17 protein-coding genes are annotated in these 16,943 nt (G+C 61.7%); 8 read left to right on the top strand and 9 right to left on the bottom strand.

Features of this window, described 5'->3' with window-relative positions:
• Positions 1–68 precede the first annotated feature (68 nt).
• Both ACXAEK_RS03560 and ACXAEK_RS03565 read right to left on the bottom strand, forming a co-directional pair.
• The gene (locus tag ACXAEK_RS03560; RefSeq protein WP_475039963.1) at positions 69–1,247 is read right to left on the bottom strand and encodes an aminotransferase class I/II-fold pyridoxal phosphate-dependent enzyme; all 1,179 of its coding nucleotides are present in this window, start codon (positions 1,245–1,247) and stop codon (positions 69–71) included.
• Positions 1,248–1,356: 109 nt separating this feature from the next.
• Positions 1,357–2,688, bottom strand: coding sequence for an amidase (locus ACXAEK_RS03565; protein WP_475039964.1), 1,332 nt, complete (start codon positions 2,686–2,688; stop codon positions 1,357–1,359).
• Positions 2,689–2,798: 110 nt separating this feature from the next.
• On the opposite strand from ACXAEK_RS03565, the gene ACXAEK_RS03570 reads away from it, so the two are divergent.
• Positions 2,799–4,025 carry an FAD-dependent monooxygenase gene (locus ACXAEK_RS03570; RefSeq protein WP_475039965.1) on the top strand — a complete coding sequence of 409 codons (1,227 nt, stop codon included), beginning with the start codon at positions 2,799–2,801 and terminating at the stop codon, positions 4,023–4,025.
• Between the two features lie 24 nt (positions 4,026–4,049).
• On the opposite strand, the gene ACXAEK_RS03575 is transcribed toward ACXAEK_RS03570, so the two are convergent.
• The 3 genes from ACXAEK_RS03575 to ACXAEK_RS03585 are packed head-to-tail and all read right to left on the bottom strand — an operon-like array spanning position 4,050 to position 5,833.
• On the bottom strand, positions 4,050–4,238 hold the full coding sequence (locus tag ACXAEK_RS03575) for a Trm112 family protein (protein WP_475039966.1): 189 nt from the start codon (positions 4,236–4,238) through the stop codon (positions 4,050–4,052).
• Entirely contained in the window at positions 4,235–4,879 is a 645-nt protein-coding gene (locus ACXAEK_RS03580) for an LON peptidase substrate-binding domain-containing protein (protein ID WP_475039967.1), read from the bottom strand. Before ACXAEK_RS03580 ends, ACXAEK_RS03575 begins: the two co-directional genes overlap by 4 nt.
• Before the next feature lie 27 nt (positions 4,880–4,906).
• Positions 4,907–5,833: a tetratricopeptide repeat protein gene (locus ACXAEK_RS03585; RefSeq protein ID WP_475039968.1), complete on the bottom strand. Its 927-nt coding sequence runs from the start codon at positions 5,831–5,833 to the stop codon at positions 4,907–4,909.
• Positions 5,834–5,907: 74 nt separating this feature from the next.
• On the opposite strand from ACXAEK_RS03585, the gene ACXAEK_RS03590 reads away from it, so the two are divergent.
• Complete coding sequence (locus ACXAEK_RS03590; protein WP_475039969.1) at positions 5,908–6,429, top strand: DUF6653 family protein; 522 nt, start codon at positions 5,908–5,910, stop codon at positions 6,427–6,429.
• 147 nt (positions 6,430–6,576) lie between these two features.
• On the opposite strand, the gene ACXAEK_RS03595 is transcribed toward ACXAEK_RS03590, so the two are convergent.
• Both ACXAEK_RS03595 and ACXAEK_RS03600 read right to left on the bottom strand, forming a co-directional pair.
• Positions 6,577–7,365, bottom strand: a complete 789-nt coding sequence (locus ACXAEK_RS03595) for an exodeoxyribonuclease III (RefSeq protein ID WP_475039970.1) — start codon at positions 7,363–7,365, stop codon at positions 6,577–6,579.
• Between the two features lie 245 nt (positions 7,366–7,610).
• Positions 7,611–8,297, bottom strand: coding sequence for a response regulator transcription factor (locus ACXAEK_RS03600; RefSeq protein ID WP_039164198.1), 687 nt, complete (start codon positions 8,295–8,297; stop codon positions 7,611–7,613).
• 173 nt (positions 8,298–8,470) lie between these two features.
• Here ACXAEK_RS03600 and ribA point away from each other — a divergent pair, with 173 nt between their 5' ends.
• The gene (ribA, locus tag ACXAEK_RS03605; protein WP_475039971.1) at positions 8,471–9,559 is read left to right on the top strand and encodes a GTP cyclohydrolase II; all 1,089 of its coding nucleotides are present in this window, start codon (positions 8,471–8,473) and stop codon (positions 9,557–9,559) included.
• The gene (locus ACXAEK_RS03610; RefSeq protein ID WP_475045176.1) at positions 9,559–10,068 is read left to right on the top strand and encodes a L,D-transpeptidase family protein; all 510 of its coding nucleotides are present in this window, start codon (positions 9,559–9,561) and stop codon (positions 10,066–10,068) included. Before ribA ends, ACXAEK_RS03610 begins: the two co-directional genes overlap by 1 nt.
• A gap of 55 nt (positions 10,069–10,123) precedes the next feature.
• Here ACXAEK_RS03610 and ACXAEK_RS03615 read toward each other — a convergent pair whose 3' ends face one another.
• Together ACXAEK_RS03615 and ACXAEK_RS03620 are read right to left on the bottom strand one after the other, a co-directional pair.
• On the bottom strand, positions 10,124–10,774 hold the full coding sequence (locus tag ACXAEK_RS03615; RefSeq protein WP_475039972.1) for a YggS family pyridoxal phosphate-dependent enzyme: 651 nt from the start codon (positions 10,772–10,774) through the stop codon (positions 10,124–10,126).
• Between the two features lie 122 nt (positions 10,775–10,896).
• A complete protein-coding gene (locus ACXAEK_RS03620; RefSeq protein ID WP_475039973.1) occupies positions 10,897–11,907 on the bottom strand; it encodes a porin in 1,011 nt (336 codons plus the stop codon).
• 338 nt (positions 11,908–12,245) lie between these two features.
• On the opposite strand from ACXAEK_RS03620, the gene ACXAEK_RS03625 reads away from it, so the two are divergent.
• From ACXAEK_RS03625 to holA, 4 genes are all read left to right on the top strand, one after another.
• Positions 12,246–12,734, top strand: a complete 489-nt coding sequence (locus ACXAEK_RS03625) for a DUF3576 domain-containing protein (protein ID WP_475039974.1) — start codon at positions 12,246–12,248, stop codon at positions 12,732–12,734.
• Between the two features lie 88 nt (positions 12,735–12,822).
• On the top strand, positions 12,823–15,387 hold the full coding sequence (leuS, locus tag ACXAEK_RS03630; RefSeq protein WP_475039975.1) for a leucine--tRNA ligase: 2,565 nt from the start codon (positions 12,823–12,825) through the stop codon (positions 15,385–15,387).
• On the top strand, positions 15,374–15,889 hold the full coding sequence (lptE, locus tag ACXAEK_RS03635; RefSeq protein ID WP_475039976.1) for an LPS assembly lipoprotein LptE: 516 nt from the start codon (positions 15,374–15,376) through the stop codon (positions 15,887–15,889). Before leuS ends, lptE begins: the two co-directional genes overlap by 14 nt.
• On the top strand, positions 15,886–16,914 hold the full coding sequence (holA, locus tag ACXAEK_RS03640; RefSeq protein WP_475039977.1) for a DNA polymerase III subunit delta: 1,029 nt from the start codon (positions 15,886–15,888) through the stop codon (positions 16,912–16,914). The genes lptE and holA overlap by 4 nt, the downstream gene beginning before the upstream one ends.
• The last annotated feature ends 29 nt before the right edge of the window (positions 16,915–16,943 follow it).

A 16,943-nucleotide genomic window follows, 5' to 3' on the forward strand; every position in this document is an offset into this window, starting at 1 on the left:
CGGGGTCACCGGCCTGTCCGTTCTTGGTTTTGGCTGCGCGGCCCCAGTCAAGGGCCGCTCAGCAGAATTCAGTAAAGGCAGCCGCGCAGCGTGCTCAGCGCTTTGCGGGTGTCCTCAGCAGGGGCGACAAGCGCCACCCGGATGTAAGTTTCGCCCGGGTTCTGGCCGGGTGCGCCTTGCGCCAGGTAGGCGCCGGGCAGCACCCGCACCCCGGTTTCCTTCCACAGCTTCAGTGCGGCCTGCTCGCCATTTTCCACCGGGAGCCAAAGGAAGAAGCCCGCCTCGGGCGCCAGGTAACCGTTGAGGCCGTTAAAGACCTCATCCGCAATTTTGTATTTTTGCTGATAGAGCGCACGGTTCTCTGCTACATGCGCTTCATCCGCCCAGACCTTGGCCGCAGCGGCCTGCAAGGGGCCTGGCAGGGGTGCACCGGAATAGGCGCGCAACTGTTTAACCCGCTTGATAGTCTCCGGCCCGCCGGCAATCAGCCCGGATCGCAGCCCCGGCAGGTTCGAGCGTTTCGAGAGCGAGTTGAACAGCACCACCCGCTCGGGATCGGCGCCCAGTTCCTGCGCAACGGTCAACGCCCCGACGGGGGCGTCGTCACGGTATATCTCGGAGTAGCACTCGTCCGCGAAGATGCGGAAATCGTATTTCTCTGCCAGTTGAATCAGCCGGGTCCAGTAGTCGCGCGAGGCCACGGCGCCCTGCGGGTTTGCGGGCGAACAGATGTAGGCGACCGTCGTGCGGTTCAGCACATCCTCCGGCAGGTTCTCATAGTCCGGCAGATGGCCGGTCGCGGCGGTTGCGGGGACAAACACAGGCTCTGCCCCGACGGAAATCGTCGCCACCATATAGACCTGGTAGAAGGGGTTCGGGATCAGCACCACCGGCCTTTGCCCATTCTTTTGCTCTGGGCATAGCGCCATGGCGGCATTGTACAGACCCTCCCGTGTGCCGTTCAACGCCATGATCTGGGTTTCCGGATCCGCTTTCACAGCATAGCGGCGGTGGATCCACTCCGAAATCGCACCGCGCAGCTCAGACGTGCCGTCGTTGTTAGGATACTGATTAAACCCGGCGGCATTTTCCGCGATGACATCAGTGACCCAGGCCGGAAACGCATGTTTCGGCTCGCCAATAGTCATATGCACCACGTCCCCGCCAGGGGTGTGATGGTCCAACAGCGCTCGCAGGCGCGGAAACGCATAGGCTGGCAGGTTCGAAAACCGCTCAGGAAAGTCCATATCTTGTGCCTCGGTCACGGGATCATTGGCGCCCCGTTTGCGCCTTAGGTTACAGGGGGTGGGCGGATGCGTCCACCCGGTGATGCGGCCGCTGGTCCGAATGTGGCTTTCAGGCCAAGGCGGCCTCGATCGCGGCGCCGGTGCGCAGCAAAGCTTCCTCGCAGTCCGGCTGCCCCAGCACCTGCAGCCCGCAGCTGGGAGTGCCAGTGGGCAGCGACAGGCCGCACAGCCCCATCAGGTTGCCAATCCGGGTGTTGCGAAGCGCCATCAGGTTGGAGCGAACGTAATAGTCGTGGTCGCTTTGCAGCCGGTCCAGATTGGGTGGCAGAATTGGAGAGACGGGGCTGAGCACTGCATCAAACCCCGCCACGGCATGATCCCAGGTCATGCGGCACTGCTCCAGCTTGGCCCAAGCGGCGACATAATCCGAACCGCTGAACTGCGCCCCTGTGCGGAATTGCTCCAGGATTTCCGGGAACATCAGTTGCGGCGACGCCTCAATCACGTCCTTCCACAGGCCATAGGCCTCGGTCGTGTAGAGAATTGGGCTGAGGCCCATCGCCTCGTCCAGCGCAGGCACCTCCAGCGGCACGATCTCCGCCCCGGAGTCTTTCAGCCTTTGCAGCGTTTCGCTGTGGGCGGCAGCAACTTTCGGATCGAGATCCTCCTGCGCCACATTCTGCAAGTCGGCAAACCGGCGGCCTTTCAGGGATCCAGAGTTGCGCAGGTCTGGACCCGCGACCCCTTCCAGCACGCCCAGCAGCAGCCCCGCATCTTCGACAGACCGGACCAGCGGGCCGACGGTGTCGAACTTCAGGCACAGGGGCACAACACCCTCCAGCGTTATCCGGCCGGAGGTTGTCTTGAGCCCCACAAGATCGTTCCAGGCGGAAGGGATGCGGACGGAACCGCCCGTGTCAGAGCCAATTCCGCCGGCTGCCAGCCCGTAAGCCACAGAGGCTGCCGCGCCCGAGGACGACCCGCCGGGGGCGGCGTTCTGGTCATTGACGCAGGGTGGTGTTTCCTTGACCGGGTTGAAGCCAAGACCGGAGAACGCCAACTCGCTCATGTGGGTTTTGCCGAGGCAGACCGTGCCCATGAGCGTTGCATTGGTCAAAACGGCGGCATCCTGATCCGGCACCCGCCCCTTGAGCAGGTCTGAACCGGATTCGGTTGCGGTGCCGGCGCTGTCGAACAGGTCCTTCCAGCTGACCGGCACCCCATCCAAGAGCGAGCGGCGCAAGCCCAGACCAGCACGCTGCTCAGCCGCTTCTGCCTCCGCCAGCGCGCGGTCATAGGTCACTTGCGCGTAGATCCGGTCTTTCAGGGGGTGCGCGTCGATAGCATCCAGATAACAACGCACCAGTGCCACCGGACTAATCTCACCGGCCTCAATCCCGCGTCCCAGATCGGCGGCAGTCATCGTTAGCCAGTCTTGCATCAGCATCTCTCCCCTTGGCAGCTGATGGTGACGGTAGCGGCAGCAGGACGCAGGTACAATCCCGCGCTTCCTGCATGGACAATCCCGTCAGCAAGCGCATATTGCGGGGCATGAAAAATGCGTCCGATATCCTGATCGTAGGCGGCGGGCTGAATGGTCCGGCCCTGGCCCTGGCCCTGGCTCAAACCGGCCACAGCGTAACCGTGGTCGACTCTCTGACCCCGGACAAGCTGGCTGATGAAGCCTTTGACGGCCGCGGCTACGCCCTGGCGCTGGCCTCGCAGCGGCTACTGCGGCAGATAGGTGTGTGGCAGCACGTTGGAGACAGCGCGCAACCCATGCTGGAGATCAAGGTGACCGACGGCCACGCGGGCCATGGGTCATCGCCGTTTTTCATCCACTTCGACCATGCTGAGCTGGAAGAAGGACCGATGGGTTACATGGTTGAGGATCGTTTCCTGCGCCGCGCCTTCCTGCAGGCGATGGAGGACGCGCCCGGTATTACTCTGGTGTCCGGACGCACCGTGGTCGCACAGGCGCCGGATCAGACCGGCGTGACAGTCACCCTGGATGACGGCGGAGAGCTGCGCGGCCAGGTTCTGGTCGGCTCCGACGGGCGCCGCAGCGGCACCGCGCAACGGGCGGGGATCAAGCGCTCCGGCTGGGACTATGGCCAGACCGCGCTGGTCTGCGCCATCGACCATGAAAGACCGCACCACGGCATTGCCCATCAGTTCTTCATGCCGCCCGGGCCGCTGGCGATCCTGCCGCTGCCGGGCAACCGGTCGTCGATTGTGTGGAGCGAGCGGACCGAGACCGCTAGGGCGATCCACACCTTGGATGACGCGGATTACATTCAGGCGCTGCGGCCTCGGTTCGGTGATTTCCTAGGGCAGATTTCCCTGGCCGGGAAACGTTTCACTTACCCGTTAAACCTGACCATCGCCAACAGCTTCATCGGAGAGCGAATGGCGCTGATCGGCGATGCCGCGCACGGGATGCACCCGATTGCGGGCCAGGGCTTGAACGCCGGCCTGCGCGATGTTGGCGCACTGGCAGAAGTAATCACCGAGGCCACCCGGCGGGGCGAAGACATCGGCTCCTCTCTGGTGATGGAGCGCTATCAGCAATGGCGCCGTTTCGACACTGCCTCACTGGCAGCGGCGACTGACGTGTTCAACCGGCTGTTTTCCAACGACAACCCGCTGCTGCGCCTGGGCCGGGACATCGGCATGGGGCTCGCAGGTGCCATCCCCGGCCTGCGCCGCGGTTTCGTGCGCGAGGCGGCCGGCCTTACCGGCGATTTGCCGCGGCTGCTGAAAGGGCAGGCGATCTAGGGGAAATTTGCGGCGCCAGCCGGGTTAATCCAACGCGCGCGCCTCATCCACCAGCATCACCGGAATCCCGTTGCGGATCGGAAAGGCTAAATTGGCCGCACGCGAAACCAGTTCCTGCGCCTGGGCATCGTACTCCAGCACCGTCTGGGTCAGCGGGCAGACCAGCGCTTCCAGCATACGGCGGTCAAAGGCAGGTGCCTGAGTTTCGGTCATTGCAGAGTTTCCTCCTGGGAGCCGCCGCGCAGGGCAAACTCGATCAAAGTGACAAGCGTTTCCCGCCTTGTGGCAAGGCAGGGCGCCTCGAGCAAGGCCTGTTTGTCCTCGGGATCGAATTCCAGAAGCATCGCCAATGAATTGATCAGCAGCTCATCGTCCGCCTCTTTCAGCGCCTCCCAATCCGTCGACAGGCTGCGGGCAGAAAAGAAGCGTTCCAGAAGATCCAGAAACGCGGGACGGTCGAGGCTCTTGTCCGCTTCTGTCCGGCCAAGATCCCGTTCAAAGCCAGTCCAGTTGACATCGCAGCGCCGATAGGGAGTAAAGCCGTCAGCCTCCTGAATAATCCTGAACCGGGAGACACCGGAAAGGGTGACCAGATAACGCCCGTCTTCTGTCTCGGAAAACTGGGTCACACGCCCGGCGCACCCTATGCTGTGCAGCTTTTCACCGTCGCTCTGCCCGCCATGGCAGGGCTGCACCATGCCAATCAAACGCTGACGCGTTTTCAGCGTGTCTTCGAGCATCTGTAGGTATCGCGGTTCAAAAATATGCAGGGGCAGCCGGGACCGGGGCAGCAGAAGCGCCCCGGGCAAAGGAAACACGGCAACCGTGTCCGGCAGATCAGCTGGCTGGATCATGGGTCAGACTGTAGTGCTGGCCCGGCCTTAGGCAAATATCATTGAGCTGAGTTTGCGCCGCCCGTTCAGAACCACCGGATCATTCGGTTTGAGCGCGTCGAAAATAGTGAACAGCTGGGCCTTCGCCGCACCATCATTCCACTCCCGATCACGCCGGAAAAGCTCGAGCAATTCCGTCACGGCGGCCTCGGCATCCCCCGCCGCGTGAAGCGCCTGCGCCAGATCGAAACGTGCCTGCAGGTCATTCGGGTTTGCTTCGACAGCGGCCCGCAGTTCGGTTACCGGACCAGCATTCTCGGCCTGCCGGGCGAGTTCGATTTGAGCAAAAACCGCTTCAATCTCTGCAGCACCTGCAATTTCTGCAGGCGCGCCGTTAAGAACCGCCTCGGCCTGATCCAAGTCACCCAGCGCGATATGCGCCCGGGCCAGCCCGCCAAAGGCTGCGGCGTTGCTGCCGTCCTCGCCCAGAATCGCGGCAAAGGTCTGGACCGCGTCTGCCACCGCACCTTCGGCCAGCATCTGTTCTGCCGCTTCAAGCGCTTCGCCAAAGCCTCCGTCGGCAGAGCCACCCGCCGCTTCGATCACCTTCTTCACGAAGGCATCAATTTCCGAGGCAGGCAGAGCGCCCTGAAACATATCGACCGGGCGCCCCTGAACGAAGGCCACAACGGTCGGGATCGACTGCAGAGGCAGGCCTTGCTGTGCCAAGGCCTGTGCCAGGCGCTGGTTCTCATCCACATTGACCTTGACCATCGTGGCCGCACCCTTGGCTTTGGTTACAGCAGCCTCCAGCATCGGGCCCAGTGTTTTGCAGGGCCCGCACCAGGGTGCCCAGAAGTCCACGATCACTGGGGCCTGCATGGATGCGTCCACGACATCCTGCATAAAGGTGGCTTCAGTCACGTCTTTGATCAGGTCGCCCGCCGGTGCGGCACTGCCAAGAATTTCGCTCATCAGATTGTTCTCCGCTAGGAACTTGCCCCCTATATGGAATCCTGCGCGCCGGAAACCAAGAGAGGAGTTTGCCAATGGCCTGCCGCCGGTTCGATCTCTTTGCCGCCTCCGAAAGACTGATGCGCATGGATGAGGCCGCCTGGGCGCGGCACGCAAACCCCTGGAGCGTCTTCAGCCGCATGACGATCCTGCCGCTGATGACGCTGGCCATCTGGTCGCGAGTTTGGTTTGGCTGGGGGGCTTTGCTGCCCGTAGCACTTGTTCTAGCATGGACGTGCTGGAACCCGCGCGCCTTTGGCCCGCCTGCGGGCACGGATAGCTGGGCATCCCGCGGAACATTCGGGGAGCGGGTTTTCCTGAACCGCCGGCAAGTGCCGGTTCCGGCGCATCACATCCGCTGGGCAAAGGGGCTGGCCTGGATTTCAGGCCTGGCTGCCCTGCCCTGGTTGCTGGGGCTTTGGCGGTTTGACCCGGGGCTGACCCTTTGCGGGCTGGTGCTGATGATAGGCGGCAAGCTCTGGTTCGTGGACCGGATGGTGGGGCTCTATCAGGACATGCGGGACCAGCACCCGGAATACAAAAGCTGGCTGCGTTAGCCGAAGCGCTCTCGCCACCGGCAGCGGGTCCCGGCTGCGCCAGGACCCTTGCGGTGTGCCCGCACTGCGCGCCAGCGCAGTACCATGACCAACTGAGACGGGTCGCCTATGGAGACCCAGGATCAGGCGGGAGCCCCCCACCTGCCGTCACAGATCAAATGTTGCAAAGACTGGCGCATGGTCGCTGGGCTTTTCCCAGCCGCGGGCATCGCGCAAAATCCGGCTGGAGTGGGCCGCATTCCGGATGTCCGGCGTGGCCCAGACATGGTCCAGACGGCGCCCTTTGTCGGCAGCGTCCCAATCCTTGGCCCGGTAGCTCCACCAGCTGTAAAGGCGGCCGTCGGGGAGGTCGTTCCGGGTCACGTCGGACCAGCCGCCCGCTTCCATCACGTCAGCAAAATGCTCGACCTCGATAGGTGTGTGGCTCACAACCTTGAGCAGCTTCTTGTGGTCCCAGACATCGTCCTCGCGCGGGGCAATGTTGAGGTCGCCCACCAGGATCGACTTCTCCGGCTTCTCTGCCTTGAACCAGTCGCGCATGTCCGTCAGGTAGTCGAGCTTCTGGCCGAACTTCTCGTTCTGCTCCCGGTTCGGCACATCGCCACCTGCGGGCACATAAAAATTGTGGATCACCACACCGTTCTCCAACCGCCCGGCCACATGGCGGGCATGGCCGAGACCAGCAAAATCCTTGTCGCCGATATCCTCGATCGGCAGCCGCGACAGGATGGCAACCCCGTTATACCCCTTCTGCCCGCGGGCAATCATGTGGCTGTAGCCAAGTGCCGCGAACCCCTCCATCGGGATCTTCTCCACCGGGCTCTTGCATTCCTGCAGGCACAGCACATCCGGGCCTTCTTCCTGCAGCAGTTTCTGCACGATCGGCTCGCGCAGGCGGACCGAGTTGATGTTCCAGGTGGCAAGGGTAAATGGCATCGCGCGCCTCATCATGTGTTCCGGGTTCCGGCGCGATACTGCCTGTCCGGGCAAGGAAGGGCCAGAGGCGATTATGCGCCCGGGTCGGAACTTTCCATGTGCCCCTGGCAAAAAAGAGGCCGGGCACGCAGCCCGGCCAAGTCCAACAGGGAGGTGCATACCGTAACCCGGATATGCGCGGGATCATGTGCAGTCTAAAGATGCGGTGCAGTTGCCTCTTTGATCTGCGTCAACAGGCCTATAGCTCAGGCCACCAGGCGGTATCCGCCTGATTCCGTCACCAGCAGGCGCGCATTCGACGGATCGGGCTCAATCTTCTGCCGCAGCCTGTAGATATGTGTTTCCAGCGTGTGGGTGGTGACACCCGCGTTGTAGCCCCAAACCTCGTGCAGCAGCACATCGCGCGGCACAACCCCGTCGCTGGAGCGGTAGAGGAACTTGAGGATGTTGGTCTCCTTCTCGGTCAGCCGGATCTTGCGGTCGTCTTCGGTGATCAGGAGCTTCATCGACGGTTTGAATGTATACGGTCCCAGGGCAAAGACCGCATCCTCCGATTGCTCATGCTGGCGCAGCTGGGCACGGATACGGGCCAGCAGCACCGGGAACTTGAACGGTTTGGAGACATAGTCGTTGGCGCCTGCATCCAGCCCCAGGATGGTGTCAGCGTCGCTGTCGTGGCCTGTCAGCATCAGGATCGGCGCCTTCACCCCCTGCTTGCGCATCAGGCGGCACAGCTCGCGGCCATCGGTGTCCGGCAGGCCGACATCAAGAATGATCAAGTCATAAAGAGCTTCCTTGGCGCGCTCCATTGCACTTTGGCCGTTTTCGGCCTCGAAGACATCGAAGTCCTCGGTCATCACCAGCTGCTCGCTCAAGGCCTCACGCAGGTCCTCATCGTCATCAACCAGCAAAATTTTCTTCAGTTGCGCCATCGGCTCGCCCTCCTGTTCTCCTGACCACACATGCGTATCCTTCACGCCGCCGGCAAGATTTGCTGCAAAACTCTCACGCCGACGTGTCCATGGCATGGAAAATGTTTCACATCCGTTGCATTTAGGCGTAAAGACAGCGAGCCTTTGTTACAAAATAACACCGGATTCCCCGCATGAGCCTGATGCCCACTATGATCGAACTGCTGGCCCGCGCCCGGGTTGATCTGCGTATGGGCCTTCCGGTGGTGCTGACCGATGGGCAGGAGGCTGCTCTGGCGATCAGTGTGGAAGCCTTGAACAGCCAGCGCCTTGCAGATTTGCGCGCGTTGGGCAGCTTGTCGCTGGCGCTGACCGCCAGGCGGGCGGAAACGCTGAAAGCACGTGTATATGACCAGGACATTGCCCGTATCGAGGTTCCGGCCGCGGAAGATCTGAAGTGGATTCAGTCTTTGGCAGATCCGGCAGACGATCTGAACACACCGATGAAAGGCCCGGTTTCCAGCCTTCGCGGCGGTTCTGCCGAGCTGCATAGGCTGGCGATTGCTCTGGTGAAGTCTGCTCGTTTGCTGCCTGCGGCCGCGCTTGTTCCCATCAGTGATGCATCCGGATTTGCCGCCGCTCACGGGCTTACTGCCCTGTCGCGCCTTGCTGCAGGGCCCTTGCTCAGCGAAAGCTCGCCCCTTCATCCGGTTGCTGCGGCCCGGCTGCCAATGGACGCAGCCGAAGCAGGCCGGTTGCATATCTATCGCCCGGAAGATGGCGCCGAAGAGCACTACGCGGTGGAAATCGGCCGTCCGGACCGGTCAAAACCTGTACTGGCCAGGCTGCATTCCGCCTGTTTCACCGGTGATGTTCTCGGCTCCCTCAAATGCGATTGCGGGCCGCAGCTGCGCGGTGCCTTAGCACAGATGGGTGAAGAAGGTGCGGGCGTTTTGCTCTATCTGAACCAGGAGGGCCGGGGCATCGGCCTTGCCAACAAAATGCGGGCCTATTCCCTGCAGGATCAGGGATTTGATACGGTGGAGGCCAATCACCGGCTTGGATTTGAGGATGATGAGCGTGACTTCCGCCTAGGCGCCGCTATTCTTCAGAAGCTGGGTTTTTCCCAGGTCCGGCTGCTGACCAACAATCCCAACAAGATCGCAATGATGAAAAAGACCGGAGTAAAGGTGGCAGAGCGTGTGGCGCTGAAAGTAGGTGAGAACGCTCACAATCAGCACTATCTGGCCACAAAGGCCCGTAAATCCGGCCATATGCTGTGATATCGCCTGCGGATCTGGTTCTGACACCGCGCGGCGTGCGCTTCATGGGGCGGCTGTTGCCCTGCACGATCGGCAAAGGCGGGCTGTCTGCCGGCAAGCGGGAAGGGGATGGCGCCACTCCTGTTGGCCTGCATCGCATAGCAGGCATGTTCTACCGTCCTGACAGGCTCGCGCGCCCCGCAGCTTGGGCCAAATCGATTGGCCCAAGGGATCTTTGGTCCGATGATCAAAGTGATACGGACTACAACCGGCATGTACGGGCACCATACGGCTTCAGCCATGAGCACCTGCGCCGGGCAGACCCGATGTATGATCTCATTCTGTTCACTGATTGGAACTGGCCAAATGCCGTTCCTGGCAGGGGCTCAGCCATTTTCATCCACCAATGGCGCCGGCCCGGTTACCCGACTGAGGGCTGCATTGCCTTCTCCCGCGCCGATCTGCATTGGCTTGCTGCCTGGGTGCAGCCCGGCACCCGGGTCCTTGTGCCGCCCTTGGCCAGCGCCTGACGGGACCAAGACTTTTTAAAAAGTCTTGGCAAAACTCTTCAAAGAGTTTTGCGCCTCAATACGTGCGGTCACCGAAAATAGCAGAACCGACACGCACATGAGTGGCACCGAGGGCAATTGCTTTCTCGAAATCTCCGCTCATGCCCATGGATAAGCCTTGCAGCCCGTTTCGTTCAGCAATCTTGGCTAGTAGGGCAAAATGCAGGCTCGGCTCCTCGTCGACAGGCGGAATGCACATCAGCCCTTTGACGGGCAGGCCCAGCTGACGGCACTCCGCAATGAAAGCATCTGCGTCGGCAGGCAGGACACCCGCTTTCTGCTCTTCTTCACCGGTGTTGACCTGAACAAACAGCTCAGAGCATTTGCCTAGTTCCTGCGCCAGCCGGGCCAGCGTTTTTGCAAGCTTGGGCCTGTCTAACGAATGGATGCTATCGAACAGCTCCATCGCCTGGCGGGCCTTATTGGTCTGCAGGGGGCCGATCAGATGGAGGTCAATCCCGTCAAAATTCTGTGCGAAGCCAGGCCATTTGCCTGCGGCCTCTTGCACCTTATTCTCGCCAAAGCAGCGGTGTCCCTGTTGCAAAACGGATTCCACACGCTCATTCGGCTGCACCTTGGATACCGCAATCAGCTGAACACTGCCTGCAGCACGTCCGGCTTTCGCTTCAGCCTTGGCAATCTTGGATTTGATATCTTCAAGCGGCATTGGATGGGCCTCATATCTGTTTGGCCGCAAAGAACACTGTTTGCCAGGAAATGTTAAGAGGCAAAAGAAAAGGGCGGGCCCCCGAAAGAACCCGCCCCAAATCACGCTAGGCGTGCTTCAGCTTAGAAGCTGAAGTGCAGACCTGCCTGAACCTGCTGATCGTCGTCGTCAGCTGCCGAGTTCACATAGCCGGCAACAAAGGTCACGCCGCCGCCCAGGTCATACTCGTAGTTGATGCCGAAGGAGGTGCCATCGGTCACGGTCTGGTCAGCTGCTGCCACACCAGCGTCAACGTCTGCGGAGTTAACCCATGCGATCAGGTTCGAAGAAGCGCCGATCTCTGCTTCACCAGCCAGGGTAACGCTGTCTGCGCGCTCGGTCTGACCATAAGAAACGGTTGCGCCGAACTGACCGAAGTCTGCGCCAGCTGCAACGAACACAACGTCGTCGTTTGCTTCAACAGTTGCGCCGTTCTTGGTGATGGTCGGGCCGTCGGAGGACGACTGGTATGCACCGGAAACGAAGAAATCGTTGAAGGAGTAGGACAGAGCGACTGCAGTGCGCGATTCGCCGCCTGCGGTACCAGCAACAGTGCCGCCGTTACGCTGCGAGTGCGAGATGTGGCCGGTGAAGCCGCCTGCGGAGTAGATGGCTTCAACACCAACCGGGCCGATCGCCGCGGAGGTGAAGGAGTCCCAGCCTGCGCCTTTGATTGCGACCGAGTTGAAGTCCATGCCGTCGATGCCGGTGCCAACAGACAGGCTGTTGATGTACAGGCCGCGAACGCTGTCAACTGCGCCCCAGAGCTGGCCAGCGTTCACACGCAGACCGCCGTAAGCAACGTAGAACTGAGGGTTGTTGAAGGTTGCCTGACGACGGGCATCGCCACCGTCACGGTCACGGCTCTGTGCACGCAGACGGGCACCAACGGTCACGCCGCTGTCGGTTTCGGTCGACGCGTCGATGGTCAGACGGAAACGGCTGGTGATGTTGGTGTCGGAGGTACCAACAACGTTTTTGTTGGCTTCGTTGTAGTCCAGGCCAAAACGTGCGTAGCCGGACAGGCGGACTTCAGCCGCAGCCATGCCAGCGGTGGCGATCAGCGCGGTGGTCGCGAAGAGAACCTTTTTCATAGTTTTTCCCTCGGTTTTCTAATCTGTAAGCCCAAACCGGGGAATCCGGCGTGGGTATGCCAAGGGGTTTCGCTCTTTCGCCCCCGTTTTGGCAAGTCTTGGGAAAGTTGAGGTAAACGATGCAGTCCGGGATGGTGCAGCTTTGCCACAGTCCACCTCATCACAACTCCCTCAGGACAGTACAAACAGTGGAGGAGTTGCCTGAAACCACCTTTGAACAGCGGCCTGGCTTACCTGGCCGCCTCACGGCATCCATATAAGGAGCAAGGCACTTGCTCCGCCTGCGCCGCTTGCGCTAGGTGTTCGCCCAGATCCAGATATTGGCTCCGGGAGCGGTTATGATCAGAACAAAAACCTTGCAGGCAAATTTGGCCGGCGCATTATGCTTCACTCTGGCCGCGTGCGGCGGCAGCGGAGACCGGGTCCCGGACGGCACGCAACTAGGCAAGGACCGCCTACCGGTTGATGAGGCCGCGGCCCAAGGCAAGCAATCCTCTATCTGGGACGTGTTCCGTGGCAAGCCTGATCAAAATGTGCAGGTGAACCGCTACCTTTGGACCGCCAGCTTGGACGTTCTGAGCTTCCTCCCGGTGCAATCCGTGGATCCGTTCACAGGTGTCATCATCACAGGCTACGGCACGCCGCCCGGCGGAGGCAAGTCCTACCGGGCGACCGTGCACATTAAAGATCCAGCACTGGATGCGCGGTCTTTGAATGTTGCCCTGCAGTCCAAAGGTGGCCCGGTCAGCGCCAGCACCACACGCGCGGTTGAAGATGCGATTCTCTCCCGTGCCCGGCAGCTAAGGATTGCGGATAAGAACCTCTGACCCGCTGCCCTCTGGAATCGCCAGCCAAACCCCATTATCAGAAGCGCCGGGCCCGAAGCCCGGCGTTTTCATGCAAAGGACCGCTCTGATGTCGCGTTACTCCGCCACGGAAATCGAAGCTAAATGGCAGGAAGCCTGGGACAAGGCCGGGATTTTCCAGGCCAAGCGCACCGGCGATAAGCCAAAGTATTATGTGCTGGAGATGTTCCCCTACCCGTCAGGTAAGCTGCACATGGGCCATGTGCGCAACTACACCATGGGCGACGTGATCGCGCGCTACAAGCTGTCGACCGGCCATAACGTGCTGCACCCAATGGGGTTTGACGCCTTTGGCATGCCGGCCGAAAACGCCGCGATGGCCTCGGGCGGGCATCCGAAGGACTGGACCTATTCGAACATCGACACCATGGTCGAGCAGATGAAACCGCTGGGCCTGTCGCTTGATTGGTCCCGGATGTTTGCCACCTGCGATCCGGAGTATTACGGCCAGCAGCAGGCGCTGTTCCTCGATTTCCTGGAAAAGGGCCTGGTCTACCGCAAGAACGCGGTAGTGAACTGGGACCCGGTCGACATGACCGTTCTGGCCAACGAGCAGGTCGAGAACGGCCGCGGCTGGCGTTCCGGCGCGCTGGTGGAGCGTCGCGAGCTCACGCAATGGTTCTTCAAGATCTCGGATATGTCCGAGGAGCTGTTGTCGGCGCTGGATACGCTTGAGAACTGGCCTGCCAAGGTCCGCCTGATGCAGGAAAACTGGATCGGCAAGTCGCGCGGGTTGCAGTTCTCGTTTGAGCGCACCGATGGCGGCGAGCCGATTGAAGTCTATACCACCCGCCCCGACACGCTGATGGGCGCGTCCTTTGTCGGCATCTCGCCAGACCACCCGATTGCCAAGGCTCTGGAAGCCGAATTGGAAGAAGTTGCAGCCTTTGTTGCTGAGTGCCGCAAGGGCGGCACCACCGAGGAAGCCATCGAGACCGCTGAAAAGCTGGGCTATGACACCAGCATCCGCGTGAAGCACCCGCTGAACCCGGATTGGGAGCTGCCGGTCTGGATTGCCAACTTCATCCTGATGGACTATGGCACCGGCGCAATCTTCGCCTGCCCGGCCCATGACCAGCGCGACCTGGATTTCTGCCGCAAGTATAACCTGCCGGTCACAGATACTTTCTTTGCGCTGGACAATGATTCCCCGGTCGCAAACGAGGCCTTTGTCCCGCCGAAGACCGAAAAGGTCCGGTGGGTTGACCACTTTGCCGGGCTGACCGAGGCAACCGGCGAGGAAGCAATCAATGCCACCGTCGATTTTGCGGAAAAGGCCGGCTGGGGCCAGGGCGTCACTAAATACCGCCTGCGCGACTGGGGGCTTTCCCGCCAGCGCTACTGGGGCTGCCCGATTCCCGTGGTCCACTGCGAAGACTGCGGCGTGGTGCCGGAGAGGAAAGAGAACCTGCCGATCGCCCTGCCCTATGATGAAGATGGCAAAGCCATCGACTTCTCGGTGCCAGGCAACCCGCTCGACCGCCACCCAAGCTGGCGCAACTGCGCCTGCCCCTCCTGCGGCAAGCCTGCGCAGCGCGAAACCGACACCATGGATACCTTTGTCGATTCGTCCTGGTACTTTGCCCGGTTCACCGCCCCGCGCGCCGGAACTCCGACCGATATGGCCGATGCCGAATACTGGATGAACGTCGACCAATACATCGGCGGCATTGAGCATGCGATTCTGCACCTGCTTTATTCGCGCTTCTTTGCCCGCGCGATGCAGATCTGCGGCCACCTGCCCCAGAAATCGGTAGAACCCTTCGACGCACTGTTCACGCAAGGCATGGTGACCCACGCGATCTACAAGACCACCGGCGACAACCACCGCCCGGTCTACCACTACCCCGAGGAAGTGGAGCTGCGCGACGGCAAGGGCTTCCTGAAGGACGGCACCGAGGTGGAGATCATCCCGTCGGCCAAGATGTCCAAGTCCAAGAACAACGTAGTCGACCCGCTGCACATCATTTCGTCCTTCGGCGCCGACACCGCGCGCTGGTTCGTTCTGTCCGATTCGCCGCCCGAGCGCGATGTGGAATGGACCGCAGCCGGGGCCGAAGCGGCCTACAAGCACCTGAACCGGGTCTGGAACCTGTGCGACCGGATTGGCGAGATGGATCCGGAAGCGGCAGGCCAAGGCGACGAGGATCTGCTGCGCGAGATGCACAAATGCATCCGCGACGTGACCCTGGGTGTCGATTCCTTTGGCTTCAATGCGGCAATTGCCAAGCTTTACGCCTTCACCAACACGCTCGCCAAATCCAAGGCCAGCGCCAAGGTGCAGAAACAGGCGATCATGACCCTGGCCCAGCTGATGGCGCCGATGACACCGCATCTGGCGGAGGATATCTGGAACCATCAGGGTGGCGAAGGCCTGGTGGCCACCGCGCCCTGGCCGGTCGCGGATGAGGCGATGCTGGTCGAGAACACCGTCACCCTGCCGATCCAGATCAACGGTAAACGCCGCGGCGAAATCGAAGTTGCTAAGGATCTGGACAAGGCAGAGGTTGAAAAACTCGCTCTGGCGCACGAAGCTGTGCAAAAGGCGCTGAATGGCGGCGCGCCGAAGAAGGTGATCGTGGTGCCGGGCCGGATTGTGAATGTCGTTGCTTGACCGCAGAACCCTGCTGCTGGCCCTGCCCCTGACGGCAGCGGCCTGCGGCTTTACCCCGGTGTATGCCCCCGGCGGCACCGGCGCCGCGCTGCATGGCCAGATCGTGGTTCAGGCGCCGGAAGAGGTCAAGACAGCCAGCGGAACGGATGCCTATTTCCTGGTGCAGAACCTGGAACAGCGCCTGGGCCGCGGCGGCAGCGCAGCATACAAGCTCGACCTGACGCTGCGCACGCAGGAAGAAGGCCAGGCGATTACCGCAGACAATGAGATTACTCGCTATTCGGTGATCGGAACGGCTGGCTATTCGCTGACCCGCCTGGCCGATGGCAAGGTCGCCTCCAGTGGCACGGTGCAGAACTTCACCGGCTATTCCGCCACCGGCTCCACCGTGGAGACCCTGGCGGGCGAACGCGACGCGCATGAGCGACTGATGGTGATTCTGGCCGATCAGATCACTGCGCAGATCCTAGCAACTGCGGATCTCTCCGCACTTGTCGAATGAAACTCTCGCCGCGCGAGGCGGATGGCTATTTCGCCAAGCCCGATCCGGGCAAGACCGGCATCCTGATCTATGGCGCCGATGCAATGCGCGTGTCACTCAAGCGGCAGCAGGTGCTGGCGGCCCTGCTTGGCCCTGGGGCCGAGGAGGAAATGCGCCTCAGCCGCCTGCCCGGCGGCGACCTGCGCAAGGACCCTGCGCAGCTGTTGGATGCAGTGAAGGCCGTGGGTTTCTTCCCTGGCGTCCGTGCGGTCTTTGTCGAAGGCGCCAATGACACCGCGACACCTGCGATCACTGCGGCGCTGGAGGAATGGCAGCCGGGCGACGCGCAGATCGTGGTCACGGCCGGGCAGCTCAAGGCCACCTCCAAGCTGCGCAAAGCGTTTGAAGGCCACAACAACGCCTATGCGGTTGGGATCTATGACGACCCTCCCTCGCGCGCCGAAATCGAACGGATCCTGGGAGAGGTCGGTATCCGCGATGTTCCTGGCGACAGCATGTCGGCGCTGTCAGACATTGCGAACGACATCGGTCCCGGCGATTTCTCCCGCATGATCGAGAAGCTGGCGCTCTACAAACACGGCGACACCAGCCCGCTGTCGCTGGACGACATCGGCGCCGTGGCCCCGCAATCGACCGAGGCCGCGCTGGATGACGTGCTGAACGTGGTGGCCGAGGGACGCAGCCCCGAAATCGGCCCGCTGATCCGCCGACTGCAGGCGCAGGGCACCAATGCGGTGACCCTCTGTATCGGGGCCACCCGGCATTTCCGCACGCTGTACACCATCGCCGCGGCCCCCGGCGGCCCGGCCCAAGGCATCGGCCAGCTGCGCCCGCCGCTCTACGGAAAGCGCCGCGACCGGATGCTGCGGCAAGCGCAAAACTGGGGTGCAAACCGTCTGGAAACCGCGCTCACGATCATCACAGACACCGATCTTGCCCTACGTTCAGCGGGGCAGACCGCCCCTGCGCTGGCTCTGATGGAGCGCGCCCTGATCCGTCTTGCCATGCTGAGTCGCGCCCGCTAACCCGGCCGCCTTGCCTTGATCCGCTCCTC

The sequence above is a fragment of the Leisingera sp. ABM4_101 genome (genome assembly GCF_056158725.1).